Here is a 12,200-nt window from a genome sequence, read left to right as displayed (position 1 = left end):
GATAGATATCATACAAAATAGTGTTTTACTATTGTTTTAAATAAAAGAATTTTACCCCCTAATCAATTAAAACCTTATTATTATGATGAAAAATTTTTTTACAGTACTTATCGCTTTTGGCCTTTTTACCGCTTGTAGTGATGACAGAGGATCTGGTGCTCAACAAGAAACAGTAAGTCCAAAAATTGTTTCTTTTGATACCGATCAAAATTCTACATTAATGTTTCAGGATAATGAACCCGTAGCAGTGATGACTTCGGAAGCGAGAACTTACAGTATTGCACAGGTTATACGTGTAAAAACTGTTGATGAAAAAACTATAGAAGTTTCAAATTTTGCTCCTTTCGATATTGAAAATGCTACAATATTGGCTACTATTGATGGTAAACTGCAGGTGCAACTTTTTAAAATAAAAAAAATAAGGGCACATGCTACACAAACCATGAAGTATCCTTTTGTAGAAGGAACCGATCTTTTTTTGGATACAGATAATAAAAAAGTAGACCTGTCACAATATAAAACAACCGGTGTGGATCCAACTAAAATTTCTTTTGATTTTACAGGTGATAACGAAATTATACTCAGACTTAAAAAACTGCAAGCACTCAAATGGATAATCAACTATCATGATTACGACCCTAATAATAATACAACAGATAATTGGGAACCTATAAATGCCAAAGATATTCGCCGTTTTTCAGGACTTATGATTAATATGGGAATCGTTTTTGTGTCGGATAAATTTAAGCAGGCTTTTTTAAACGAGACAATTATAGGTAATGATGGAACAACAGTTTTAACGATGGCTGAAAAGGAGAAAGTTTATAGCGACATACTTAGCCATCCTCGCTTTAACTGTGGTAAAGTTACCAATGTATCTGGTTTAGGAGGCGGAGCCGTTTTAGGTTATGCCGAACATATTTTGCATGACTATATAAAAATTGATGCTGGTGATCTTATGGCTCACGAAGTAGGACATTGTGTAGGTTTCAATCATAATTCCAATATGACGTACCCAAAAACAATAAATAATGTTAGTACAGGCATAAGTCCTGTAATGTCAAGAATTAATAAAGAATTTTTTAGTGGAGGTTTGTTTATTGTTACTCTTCAAAATTATTACAAGCCTGCAGATTTTCAATAATTGCATAACTAAAATAGCAAGCGTGTAAGTGTTGATTATTTTTATTTGATAAAATAGTATTACTTTTTAGTAAAGAGGTTATCCATTTTTTTGGGTAGCCTCTTTTTTTGTAAAAAAAAGGAAGTCTATTTTAATTGTAAGTTTAAAATACTCACAAGAAAGAGAGGTTTTTTTGTAATAAACAAAATTGACTAGTTTCTATTTTTTTTGTGCTCGATAACATAAAATTTTGTGTTCGAGCACATTTTTTACTGTTTTACTTTTTTATTTAAAAAATAATATATAGTTTAGTCTCAGAATAGTAAATATTATTGTTTGATTTTAATTTTTATAATATTAAAACAAGTTTTTAATGTGATTCATTGGTTTTTTTCTAAGAAAGAGACATGGATTTTATAAAAGGAATGTTACTGCAAGACGCCGTCACGGTGGAGTAGTGCTAAAAACTAGAATTGAACACAATTGAAATTTGCTTTTAAGAAAAAAAATACAAAATCGAGATATTTATAAAAATGGCGTATGGAAGAATTAATTAAAGCGGTCTTTAAAGATTTTTATAAAGACAAGCCAATCCTTAGTTTTACTGCTATACATAGCGGTTTAATCAATAATACTTATAAAATTGTAACAGCCGACGAGGATTACATTTTGCAGAAAATTAACCAAGTTGTATTTCCAAATATAAGGGCATTATTGAATAATAAGATAAAAATTACAGGTTATTTGGAACGGAATGGTTTTTCTACTTTGACTTTTATTCCTAATTGCGAAGGGCAGTTTTATTCAGAACAAGGAGTAGCAATTTGGCAACTTTCGAGGTTCATTCCATCAGTGGTTTTTGATCGAATTGATTCTAGTAGAGTAGCCAGTCAAGTGGGAGAATATTTGGCAAAGTTTCATTCGGCACTGCTTAATTTTCCGGTTTCGGAATTGGAATACACTATTCCGGATTTTCATAATACTATAAAAAGGTTCATTGATTTTGAAGAAAGCATAAAAAAAGCTTCACCGGAAAGGATTTCAGAAGCAAAAGAATCGATTGATTTTTTACAGGCTAATTTTAAAAATATTGAAGCCGTTGCAAATGCTATCAATTCGGGGAGAATTCCCTTGAGGGTGGTGCATAACGATACTAAAATTGGAAACATGCTTTTCGATGAAAATGGCAATATACTTTGTATTATTGATTTTGATACGATAATGCCAGGAAGTATATTTCATGATGTGGGTGATGCCTTGAGAACAGGTGCAAATACAGCTACTGAAGAAGAAAAGGATTTGTCAAAAGTACGTTTTGATACCAAAATTTATGAGGCTTTTATGCAGGCCTATGTTAATGAAGCCTCAAGTTTCATGTCTGATGAAGAAGCTAAAAACATTCATTTAAGTTTGCCATTGATTCTTTTTGAACAAGCTTGTCGTTTCTTGGGGGATTACTTGAATAACGACTGCTATTACACTACAACATACGAGAATCAAAATCTTGTAAGAGCCAAAACGCAGATTAAGCTTATGGATAGCGTACAATTGTATTTGAAATCAAAAGAAATAGCTTATTTTTGAGTCTAAGTATTTTAAAGTTTCTCCTGATAAAAAAACTTATTTTTTATTTGTGAATAATAACTACATAAGCAAAAAATAGTATAATTAAATTAAATAGTTCCAAATGAAAAAAATCCTTTTTACTTTGTTTGTTTTCACGCTGTTAGTTGTAAACGCGACAGGACAAACTAAACACACTTTTGCCATAACAGACGGTAATTTTGTTTTGGATGGAAAAAACATCCAGATTCATAGCGGCGAGATGCACTACGCCCGAATTCCGAAAGAATATTGGCGTCACCGATTGCAAATGATGAAAGCCATGGGACTGAATGCCGTGGCGACTTATGTTTTTTGGAATTACCATGAAATTGCACCGGGAGTTTGGGATTTTAAAACCGGAAACCGAAACATTGCCGAATACATCAAAACAGCTCAGGAAGAAGGATTATATGTCATTTTGCGTCCAGGGCCTTATGTTTGCGCCGAATGGGAATTTGGCGGTTATCCGTGGTTTTTGCAAAAAGTGCCAGGGATGGTGATTCGTGGCAATAATCCACAATATTTGGCTGCGACCAAATCGTATTTTACTGCGCTTTATGGACAGGTAAAAAATTTATTGGTAACCAATGGCGGGCCAATTATCATGGTTCAGGGTGAAAATGAATTTGGTTCCTATGTTGCCCAACGCAAAGACATTCCGGTAGAAGAACACAAAAAATACAGCGCAGCGGTTTTCCAACAATTAAAAGATGTAGGTTTTAACGTGCCTTTCTTTACTTCGGACGGAAGCTGGTTGTTTGCCGAAGGCGCACTTCCGGGGGCTTTGCCAACTGCCAACGGAGAAGACAATGTGGACAAACTGAAAGAAGTAGTGAATAAATTTAACAACGGAAAAGGCCCTTATATGGTAGCCGAATTCTATCCGGGTTGGTTGGATCACTGGGCAGAACCTTTCCCGAAAGTCAGTGCCCAAAAAGTAGCAACACAAACCAAAAAATATCTTGATGCGGGCGTTTCTTTCAATTATTATATGGTACACGGAGGAACGAATTTTGGTTTTACGTCAGGGGCCAATTATGACAACAAACACGACATTCAGCCTGATTTGACAACTTATGACTATGATGCTCCTATCAGCGAAGCCGGCTGGGCAACCGAAAAATATAATGCCTTACGAGAATTGTTGAAAACTGCAAAAACACCTGCTGTTCCTGCAAAAATCAATGTAATTTCTATTCCCGAAATCAAGTTGACCAAAGCGGTAACTTTGGAATCTTTGAAAAACAAAATCAAAGCGGTAGAAAACGAAAAGCCACTCACTTTTGAAGAATTAAATCAAGGGCACGGCTATGTTTGGTACAGCAGAAAATTCAATCAGCCTATAAGCGGGAAATTAGAATTAAAAGGTCTTCGTGATTATGCGATTGTGTATGTAAACGGCGAAAAAGTAGCCGAATTAAACAGCTATTACAAAAAATATGAATGTCAGATTGATGTTCCTTTTAACTCGACTTTGGATATTATTGTCGAGAATATGGGACGTATCAACTATGGGGCAAAAATAATAGAAAGTACCAAAGGTATTATTTCGCCAGTAATCATTAACGGTGAATCCATCACGGGTGACTGGAATATGTATCCGTTGCCAATGAACAAAATGCCAAATCTTGCTGAGGTCAAAAGCAATGCAAAAGCGGGGCAGCCAACTGTTTACCAAGGAACTTTTAATCTAACCAAAAAAGGCGACACTTTCCTTGATATGCGCGATTGGGGCAAAGGAATTGTGTTTGTAAACGGAATCAATATTGGTCGTTATTGGAGTGTTGGACCACAACAAACCTTATATCTTCCGGGTTGCTGGCTGAAAGAAGGAGCAAATGAAATCGTAATTTTTGAACAAAAAAACGACAAGCTTCAAACAAGCGTAAAATCCATTGAAACACCTATTTTAGAAAGTTTACAACCTGAAAAAGGGGAAGCCAAATAAAAAAAGGAGTTATTAAAAAAGGCTATCAGAAAATTTTTTTCTGATAGCCTTTTTTTTTGTTTTTATTTGTCTCTAAAATAGTTTAAAACTATGTATTTAGTGCATATCGCTTTCAGCTTCTCAAAAGTTTTTATGCCACAAATTGAACAAATTATATTTTCCAACCTTGCAGACTTTAAGTCTGCCAACCAAACCTATGGACTTGAAGTCCATAGTGGTTTAGTGCTTGAGTATTTTAGGAATTGAATTAATACCAACGTTTTTTATTCTGTTTTGATGTTGCCGATTTTCTTGATTTATGGGCACCACCGCTTCGATTGGAATTTTTTTGCGGTTTTTCGCTTTCCTCTGGACTTCCCGAATGCCAAGGATAAGGATGGTCATTTACGGTTTTAACATCTACTTTTATTAGTTTCTGAATGTCTTTCCAATACCCGTGTTCGTCTTTGCCACAAAACGAAATAGCAATTCCTCCATTTCCGGCACGACCGGTTCTTCCGATTCGGTGTACATAGGTTTCCGGAATGTTGGGTAAATCAAAATTGACAACAAAAGGCAATTGGTCGATATCGATACCACGAGCCGCAATATCTGTAGCTACAAGTACACCAACTTCTTTGTTCTTGAAAGCATCAAGGACACGTTGTCTGGCATTTTGAGATTTGTCTCCATGAATGGCTTCAGCAGGAATGTCTTTTTTTCTTAATGCTTTTACCACATTATCTGCTCCGTGTTTTGTTCTAGAAAAAACAAGGACATCGGACAAATTTTCATTTTTAATCAAATGGTATAATAGGTTTCTTTTTTCGCCTTTTTCTACAAAATAAATACGCTGCTCTACAGTTTCAGCGGTAGATGAAACAGGAGATACTGTTACAGTTTCGGGATCAGTCAGAAACATTTCTGCCAACTCTCTAATAGCGATTGGCATAGTTGCCGAAAAGAAAAGTGTTTGTCTGTTTTTTGGCGTTAGCTTTACTATTTTTTTTACATCGTTTACAAAACCCATATCCAGCATCTGATCCGCCTCATCAAGTACTAGTGTATGTAAATGATTCAAATCGATGAAACCTTGTTTGTGAAGGTCTAGCAAACGACCAGGTGTTGCAATCAATATATCGACCCCATTTTTTAAAGCATCCACTTGTGGATTTTGAGAAACACCACCAAAGATTGTTAATTGTACTAGGTTCGTATATTTACCGTAAGTATCAAAACTTTGTCCAATTTGAACGGCTAGTTCTCTGGTAGGCGTAACTACAAGAGCTCTAATTACTTTGGCTTTTTTTGATGATCCAACTATTCGATGTAGTTGATGTATGATTGGTATTGCAAATGCTCCTGTTTTTCCTGTTCCGGTTTGTGCGCAACCAACTAAATCTTTGCCCGCCAAAACAACCGGAATAGCTTGTTCTTGAATAGGTGTTGGTTCTGTATAGCCTTCTTCAAATACGGCTCTTTGTATACTTTTTGAAAGTGATAAATCTTCGAATAACATGTTTTTTGATATTAAATATCTAGTATTAAGTACATAGATAAGTCCGCAAAGATAGTGTTATTATTTTTGATGCCGATTAATTCTGGAAATTGACAGGTTTTATTTCCTAATTCTAAGGTACAATTGAATTTTGCGCTTTCATAAAATCGGTTAGTAAATAACCAATTAGTTTACCAATCAAGTGGTTGTTTTTGTCTTCTCCCAGGTCTGGTGCTCCTTCGCAGATATGCAAATAGGCTGCATTTCTGTTTTTTGCAAAAAAATAAACAAACTGACGAAGCTCTTCAATCGAGAAACCACTCAAAGTCATTGCACTGCTGGCAATATTTGGAATGGCATCTAAATCGATTTCTATTCCGTAAGGATCGTTTTTGATAAAATCATGTGCATTTATCATTTCCTGAGTGAAGTCTTTCTCTTTTCGGATTTTGACACTATCATAAGTGTTGAATCGAACTCTGTCTTCAATTTTTTTTATGATATCCAAGACATTTTTGGACGTGTAATTTTCATGGAGACCAAAAATGAAATATTTTTTTAAAAATCCTTCTTCGAATGCATACGAAAATGCATTTCCGCTATGGCGTCCTTCCAGAATTCTAAAATCAGAATGGGCATCAAAATTGATAGCATTTATGGCTTTTCCTTTAGCAAGTGCCGTTCCTTTGATATTTCCGTATGCGTTATTGTGTCCACCGCCAATAATAATTGGGATTTTACCACATTCTATAATTTTGAAAATGATATGGGAAACTTCTTTGTCAATTTTTGCTACCAATTGACTCAATTTGGAACGGTCATCAATATCATTAAAGTCGAGATTTTCGACTTCTTTCATTTCTTGTTTTACGTTGAGTTTGCCTAAAACAATAATCTGACTTCCCTTTGAAAAGCGATTATGCTGGATATTGGCTATACTTTTGATAGCACTTTCCCATGCAGACGCAGCTCCGGGTCTGCCGTAATTTGCTCTTACACCTATGTCTTCGGGGATACCAAATAAGACAAATTTAGCATCGCTTGATTTCATAAAATCAACAGGATCAATGCCTTTTGGGATTGTAAGCATTTTTTCGCCAAATTTAATTTCACCGCTTCGGTGATTGGTTATTTTGGCGAGATCATTAATAGTAAGTGTAATAATTTTTTCCATAAAAAAATATTTCCCAAAAATAATATAAATGTATGAAGTTGCGTTATAGATATTATTAAATTTGAAAAAATAAATATATTTAACATGGAAAATCAAAAAAATAATCAAAGTCTTAAAGCTGTAATTGCAGTTTTGGCTATTTTATTAGTAGGAAGCTTAGTTTATATTTTCAAAATGTCTTCGGATGTTGAAACTGTACAGGCAGAAGTTGTTAAAGTTGGGTCCGAGAAAGAATCTGTTATGAAAGATTTACAAGACTTGAAAACTACTTATGATGCCGCAATTGCAGAGAATACATCTATGTCTGAAGAATTGATTCAGGAAAGAGACAAAGTGGTTAATTTGATGGATGAACTTAAAAAATCCAACGGTGATTTGTCGAAATACAAAAGCCAGGTTAAGACCATGCAAAAACACATGAATGAATTAATGAAAGAGAATGAAAGTCTGAAGACACAAAATGCAACTTTGACTACACAGCGTGATAGTACGGTTGTTGTTTTGGGTCAGGCACAAAAATTCAATGAGGTTTTAGTAGGTCAAAATGAAGAGTTATCTAAAACGGTTGAAAAAGGAGCAAAATTGTCAATTTTGAACTTGCAGACATCCGCCTATAAGTTGAAAAGTTCCGGAAAAGAAATCGCAACAGACAAAGCAAGCAGAGCTGATGTTCTTAAAATTAGTTTTACCATTGCTGAAAATTCAATTGCAAAATCAGGTGACAAAGATTATTATGTGCAGGTAATTGACAGTAAAAACAACGTTTTGGGTGAAGCTAAAACAGTTAATTTTGGTGCCAAAGAATTGTCTTACAGCTTTATTTCCAGTGTAAAATATGAAAATAAAACAGTTCAGGTTTCTCAAGATTTACCTGGTAAAAATTTCGAAAAAGGATTGTACACTGTAAATGTATTTGATAAAGATCAATTGGTTTCTGCAACTAACTTTACTTTGAAATAAAATAATTTAAAAGTCAAAAAGGGCGGTATTCATGTGAATTCCGCCCTTTTTTTATGTTTAATTTTAGTGTTCAGCATAAGTTTTTTCTAAGTATAATTCTCGCAAAGATACCAAGGCGAAAAGAATTCTGTGTAAAACTTTGTGTCTTGGCACCTTTGCGGTAAAACACCCCGCCCTTTGGGCACCCCTCTTAAAAAGAGGGGAAGTTGAAGTGTATATTTTTTTATAATTGGTATTAAATGTTTAATCCAAAAGTATTCCGTCCAGAATTACGCTGTCAATTAAATTACTCCCAAAAGCATAAGGCAATTGGTAATAGGAATGGATTGGTTTTGTAATGATTAAATTGGCTTTTTTGCCTTTGGTTATGCTTCCATGTGTTTGAGAAATTCCCATTGCGTAAGCTCCATTTATGGTAGCTGCATTTATGGCTTCTTCGGGAGTCATTTTCATTTTGATACAGGCTGTGGCAACCACAAAATTCATATTTCCTGATGGGGTAGTCCCCGGATTGAAATCGGTTGCGAGTGCCAATGGAAGTCCCGCCGAAATCATCTCGCGAGCAGGTGTGTAAGGAATGCTCAAAAAATAAGAACAGGAAGGCAAAGCAACGGGCATGGTTACTGTTTCTTTTAAAGCTTCAATATCATCCGGTTTCATTATTTCAAGATGATCTACAGAAAGTGCATTGTATTTTATACCGGCTTGGATTCCGCCAATCGAATTGAATTGGTTGACATGGATTTTAGGCTTTAAGCCAAATTGAATTCCCGCCTGCATAATTTGTTCGGTTTCTTCGACAGAAAAATAGCCTGTTTCACAAAAAACATCGATAAAATCAGCCAATTTGTTTTTAGCAATTTCAGGAAGCATTTCGTTTATGATCAAATCAATATAGCCTTTTTTATTGTCTTTAAAAGCAGTAGGGAAGGCATGGGCGCCAAGGAAAGTCGCTTTTATGGTTATTGGATAGTTTTGGGCTAATTGTTTAATAACGCGAAGCATTTTCAATTCTCCTTCAACTGTGAGTCCGTAACCCGATTTAATTTCGACTGCGCCAGTTCCCAGTTGCATTATTTCTTCAAGACGTTCCTTAGATTGGTTATAAATCTCGTCCTCGGAGGTTTCGTTCAGTTTTTTTGCCGAATTTAAGATTCCTCCGCCACGATTGGCAATTTCCTCATAGGTCAGACCATTAATTCGGTCAACAAATTCCTGCTCGCGATTTCCTGCATACACAATATGAGTATGACTGTCGCACCAAGAGGGAAGCACCATTTTACCGGAAGCATCAATGGTTTTATCAACTTCGATTTTGGGTAAATTATTCATTGTTCCAAAATCGGAAATCAAATCGTCTTTTATTAGCAAAAAAGCATTTTTGATGGTTGGTAAAGCAGCCATTTCAGCTCCTGAAACTTTCGAAATTGGAGTTTCGCGAATCTGAAGCAATTCTTTGATATTGACGATTAATGTTGTCATTGTAAGTTGATGTTTTATAAAACACAAATTTCACGATTTTTCACTAACGAATTGTGAAAAATAGTGACCCGACCGAAGGGAATAGGCGAAGCAAATTTGTTTAGAAATATTGGAATTTGGAATTTAAAAACTTGAATATTATTTTGTTATTCAGAAACGGTTATTTCAAACATTTTATCCCAATATTTTCCAGTTATAAAAATGGTTTTTGTTTTAGGATTATAAGCGATTCCGTTTAGAACATCTGCATTTTTGTTTTTTATAAATTTTTTTAATCCAGACATGTTTAATATCCCTTCAACATCTCCTGTGGATGGGTTTACAACAGCAATGGCGTCTTTTTGCCAAACGTTACTGTAAATTTTTCCGTCAATCCATTCCAATTCGTTAATAGCTTTAATTTTGGAATCCCCAGAATATACATTAATATGGTCAATCATTTTTTGGGTTTTCGGATCCATTTTCCAAATTTTTTCGGTTCCGTCAGTTTGATAGATGTAAGTTCCGTCATTGGTCATTCCCCAACCTTCGATGTCTTTCTCAAAAGTGAAAGTTTTTTCCAGTTTCAAAGTTTTAGCATCATAAATAAAACCTGTTTTTTCCTGCCAGGTTAATTGGTATAACTTACCGTTTATAAAAGTAATTCCTTCACCAAAATATTTGGCATCCAAATCAATTTGTTTGTAAATTTTACCTGTTTTGTAGTCGTATTTTCTAAAATAAGAAGTTCCTTTTTGCCCGGTGCTTTCACATAATGTATCATTGTGGAATTCAAAACCTTCTGTAAAAGAGGCGGTGTCGTGAGGGAACGTATTGATGATTTTATATTTTAATAGCTTAGGAGTAATACTTGAAACCAATTCTATTCTTTTGGTTGCATCAGATGAATCTCCACCAAAATATGCGGTTGCTTTTAAATATTGATAGCCTAATTTTTGATCTTTCAGTTCAAATTTAAACTTTTCAGTTCCTTTTGTGCTACCTACTTTTTTGTCATTTACAAAGTAAGCAACACTGTCAACTTCTTTTGAATTTGGATTTAAAATACCTATCGAAACCGACTCTGTTGATGTAAAATGTGCTGGAAAAGCAGAATCATCGATAGTAAAAATAGAATTTTCACCATTTTTTGTGTTTCCGCAATTCACTAAAGAGATTCCTAATAAAATGGCAATTAAGATGTTATGTTTTTTCATGATTTGAAATTTAGTAGCCACCAATATACAACGTTATTTTTTTAGAGCAAAGTCCTTGCAAAAATATAAAAAGGTTGTACATTTGCACCGGCAAGTCCTACACGACCAGCTCCTGCAGACTCCCCCAGGATGGGAACATAGCAAGGGTACGTGGTTGAGCGGTGCGATGTAGATCGCTTGCCATTTTTTCTTTTTTTATTCCAAGAATTATTTAAATATAGTCTTCCTTCGGGAGGATTTTTTTATTTTTACCCAATACAGTTTTTAGAAAATAGAAAAAAGAAGAAAGAGAATAGAGTATAGAAACTGATAATTGTCCCACAAGTAACTCATAATTCATAACTCATAATTTATAATTCAAAATAGTGAACAAAGTTGTATTAATTACAGGAGCATCGTCAGGAATAGGGAAGTCTATTGGCGAATTTTTGCATCATAAAGGATTTGTGGTGTATGGAACGAGCCGTAATCCGGAACGTGTCCTTAATTCGGTTTTTCCTTTGATTACATTGGATGTAAGAAACGCAGATTCTATTCATTCGGCTGTCGCCAAAATTATTGCGACTTCCGGAAAGTTGGATGTTGTGATTAATAATGCCGGTGTTGGAATTACAGGGCCTTTGGAAGAAATTCCGATGGAGGAAATTAAAAATAACTTTGAAACCAATTTTTTTGGGCCAATCGAAGTAATGAAAGCTGTTTTGCCGCAAATGCGTTCCCAACAATCGGGTTTGATTATAAATATCACTTCCATTGCGGGTTATATGGGTTTGCCGTATCGCAGTGTTTATTCGGCTTCAAAAGGAGCTTTGGAACTTATAACCGAAGCTTTAAGAATGGAGGTAAAGCCATTTGGAGTTCAAATTACCAATATTGCGCCGGGTGATTTTGCAACCAATATTGCCGCTGGGCGTTTTCATGCTCCGTTGATAAAGGGTTCTGCTTATGAAGAGTCTTATGGGAATAACCTGAAAACGATGAATGAACACGTGGACAGTGGAAGCAATCCGAATGAAATGGCTGAGGCTGTTTATGCTGTAATCCAAAATTCAAATCCAAAAATTCATTACAAAGTAGGTGCTTTTATGCAAAAGTTTTCTATTGTTCTAAAAAGGGTACTTCCGGATAAGGTTTATGAAAAAATGCTGATGAATCATTATAAACTTTAGGAATTCAAAATGAAATTGCGATTGGGATTTGAGTTTTAATTTTTGAAATTGAAATTGTCGTTAAAA

The 12,200-nt window shown here is 34.8% G+C and carries 9 protein-coding genes and 1 other RNA gene; 6 read left to right on the top strand and 4 right to left on the bottom strand.

Annotated elements, in window-relative coordinates; genetic code table 11:
• Positions 1-82 precede the first annotated feature (82 nt).
• The 3 genes from EM308_RS14405 to EM308_RS14395 all read left to right on the top strand — a co-directional run bounded on the left by EM308_RS14405 (position 83) and on the right by EM308_RS14395 (position 4,676).
• A complete protein-coding gene (locus tag EM308_RS14405) occupies positions 83-1,144 on the top strand; it encodes a hypothetical protein (RefSeq protein WP_035639285.1) in 1,062 nt (353 codons plus the stop codon).
• A gap of 519 nt (positions 1,145-1,663) precedes the next feature.
• A complete protein-coding gene (locus EM308_RS14400; RefSeq protein ID WP_035633361.1) occupies positions 1,664-2,707 on the top strand; it encodes a phosphotransferase enzyme family protein in 1,044 nt (347 codons plus the stop codon).
• A 103-nt stretch (positions 2,708-2,810) separates the two neighbouring features.
• A complete protein-coding gene (locus EM308_RS14395) occupies positions 2,811-4,676 on the top strand; it encodes a glycoside hydrolase family 35 protein (RefSeq protein ID WP_035633359.1) in 1,866 nt (621 codons plus the stop codon).
• Between the two features lie 247 nt (positions 4,677-4,923).
• Here the strand turns inward: EM308_RS14395 and EM308_RS14390 are convergent, their stop codons facing one another.
• On the bottom strand, positions 4,924-6,174 hold the full coding sequence (locus EM308_RS14390) for a DEAD/DEAH box helicase (protein WP_035633356.1): 1,251 nt from the start codon (positions 6,172-6,174) through the stop codon (positions 4,924-4,926).
• Positions 6,175-6,286: 112 nt separating this feature from the next.
• Positions 6,287-7,327: a formimidoylglutamase gene (locus tag EM308_RS14385; RefSeq protein ID WP_035633376.1), complete on the bottom strand. Its 1,041-nt coding sequence runs from the start codon at positions 7,325-7,327 to the stop codon at positions 6,287-6,289.
• Between the two features lie 84 nt (positions 7,328-7,411).
• On the opposite strand from EM308_RS14385, the gene EM308_RS14380 reads away from it, so the two are divergent.
• On the top strand, positions 7,412-8,287 hold the full coding sequence (locus EM308_RS14380; protein WP_035633354.1) for a hypothetical protein: 876 nt from the start codon (positions 7,412-7,414) through the stop codon (positions 8,285-8,287).
• 243 nt (positions 8,288-8,530) lie between these two features.
• Here EM308_RS14380 and hutI read toward each other — a convergent pair whose 3' ends face one another.
• Complete coding sequence (gene hutI, locus EM308_RS14375) at positions 8,531-9,769, bottom strand: imidazolonepropionase (protein ID WP_035633352.1); 1,239 nt, start codon at positions 9,767-9,769, stop codon at positions 8,531-8,533.
• A gap of 146 nt (positions 9,770-9,915) precedes the next feature.
• Positions 9,916-10,965 carry a glutaminyl-peptide cyclotransferase gene (locus EM308_RS14370; RefSeq protein WP_035633373.1) on the bottom strand — a complete coding sequence of 350 codons (1,050 nt, stop codon included), beginning with the start codon at positions 10,963-10,965 and terminating at the stop codon, positions 9,916-9,918.
• 88 nt (positions 10,966-11,053) lie between these two features.
• Between EM308_RS14370 and ffs the strand changes: the two genes are divergently transcribed.
• Positions 11,054-11,151, top strand: an RNA gene (ffs, locus tag EM308_RS14365) — signal recognition particle sRNA small type.
• A gap of 179 nt (positions 11,152-11,330) precedes the next feature.
• Complete coding sequence (locus EM308_RS14360) at positions 11,331-12,134, top strand: SDR family oxidoreductase (RefSeq protein WP_035633349.1); 804 nt, start codon at positions 11,331-11,333, stop codon at positions 12,132-12,134.
• The last annotated feature ends 66 nt before the right edge of the window (positions 12,135-12,200 follow it).

The sequence above is a fragment of the Flavobacterium gilvum genome, from assembly GCF_001761465.1.
GTDB classification, from domain to species: Bacteria; Bacteroidota; Bacteroidia; order Flavobacteriales; family Flavobacteriaceae; genus Flavobacterium; species Flavobacterium gilvum.
The sequence above is the reverse complement of the archived record's forward strand: the minus strand, read 5'-3'. Positions and strand labels throughout refer to the sequence as shown.

What these genes read in the sequence shown, in the direction of transcription:
- EM308_RS14380 (WP_035633354.1), top strand. Translation starts at nt 7,412, where the DNA reads ATGGAAAATCAAAAAAATAATCAAAGTCTTAAAGCTGTAATTGCAGTT.
- EM308_RS14390 (WP_035633356.1), bottom strand. Translation starts at nt 6,174, where the DNA reads ATGTTATTCGAAGATTTATCACTTTCAAAAAGTATACAAAGAGCCGTA.
- EM308_RS14395 (WP_035633359.1), top strand. Translation starts at nt 2,811, where the DNA reads ATGAAAAAAATCCTTTTTACTTTGTTTGTTTTCACGCTGTTAGTTGTA.
- hutI (WP_035633352.1), bottom strand. Translation starts at nt 9,769, where the DNA reads ATGACAACATTAATCGTCAATATCAAAGAATTGCTTCAGATTCGCGAA.
- EM308_RS14405 (WP_035639285.1), top strand. Translation starts at nt 83, where the DNA reads ATGATGAAAAATTTTTTTACAGTACTTATCGCTTTTGGCCTTTTTACC.
- EM308_RS14370 (WP_035633373.1), bottom strand. Translation starts at nt 10,965, where the DNA reads ATGAAAAAACATAACATCTTAATTGCCATTTTATTAGGAATCTCTTTA.
- EM308_RS14385 (WP_035633376.1), bottom strand. Translation starts at nt 7,327, where the DNA reads ATGGAAAAAATTATTACACTTACTATTAATGATCTCGCCAAAATAACC.
- EM308_RS14400 (WP_035633361.1), top strand. Translation starts at nt 1,664, where the DNA reads ATGGAAGAATTAATTAAAGCGGTCTTTAAAGATTTTTATAAAGACAAG.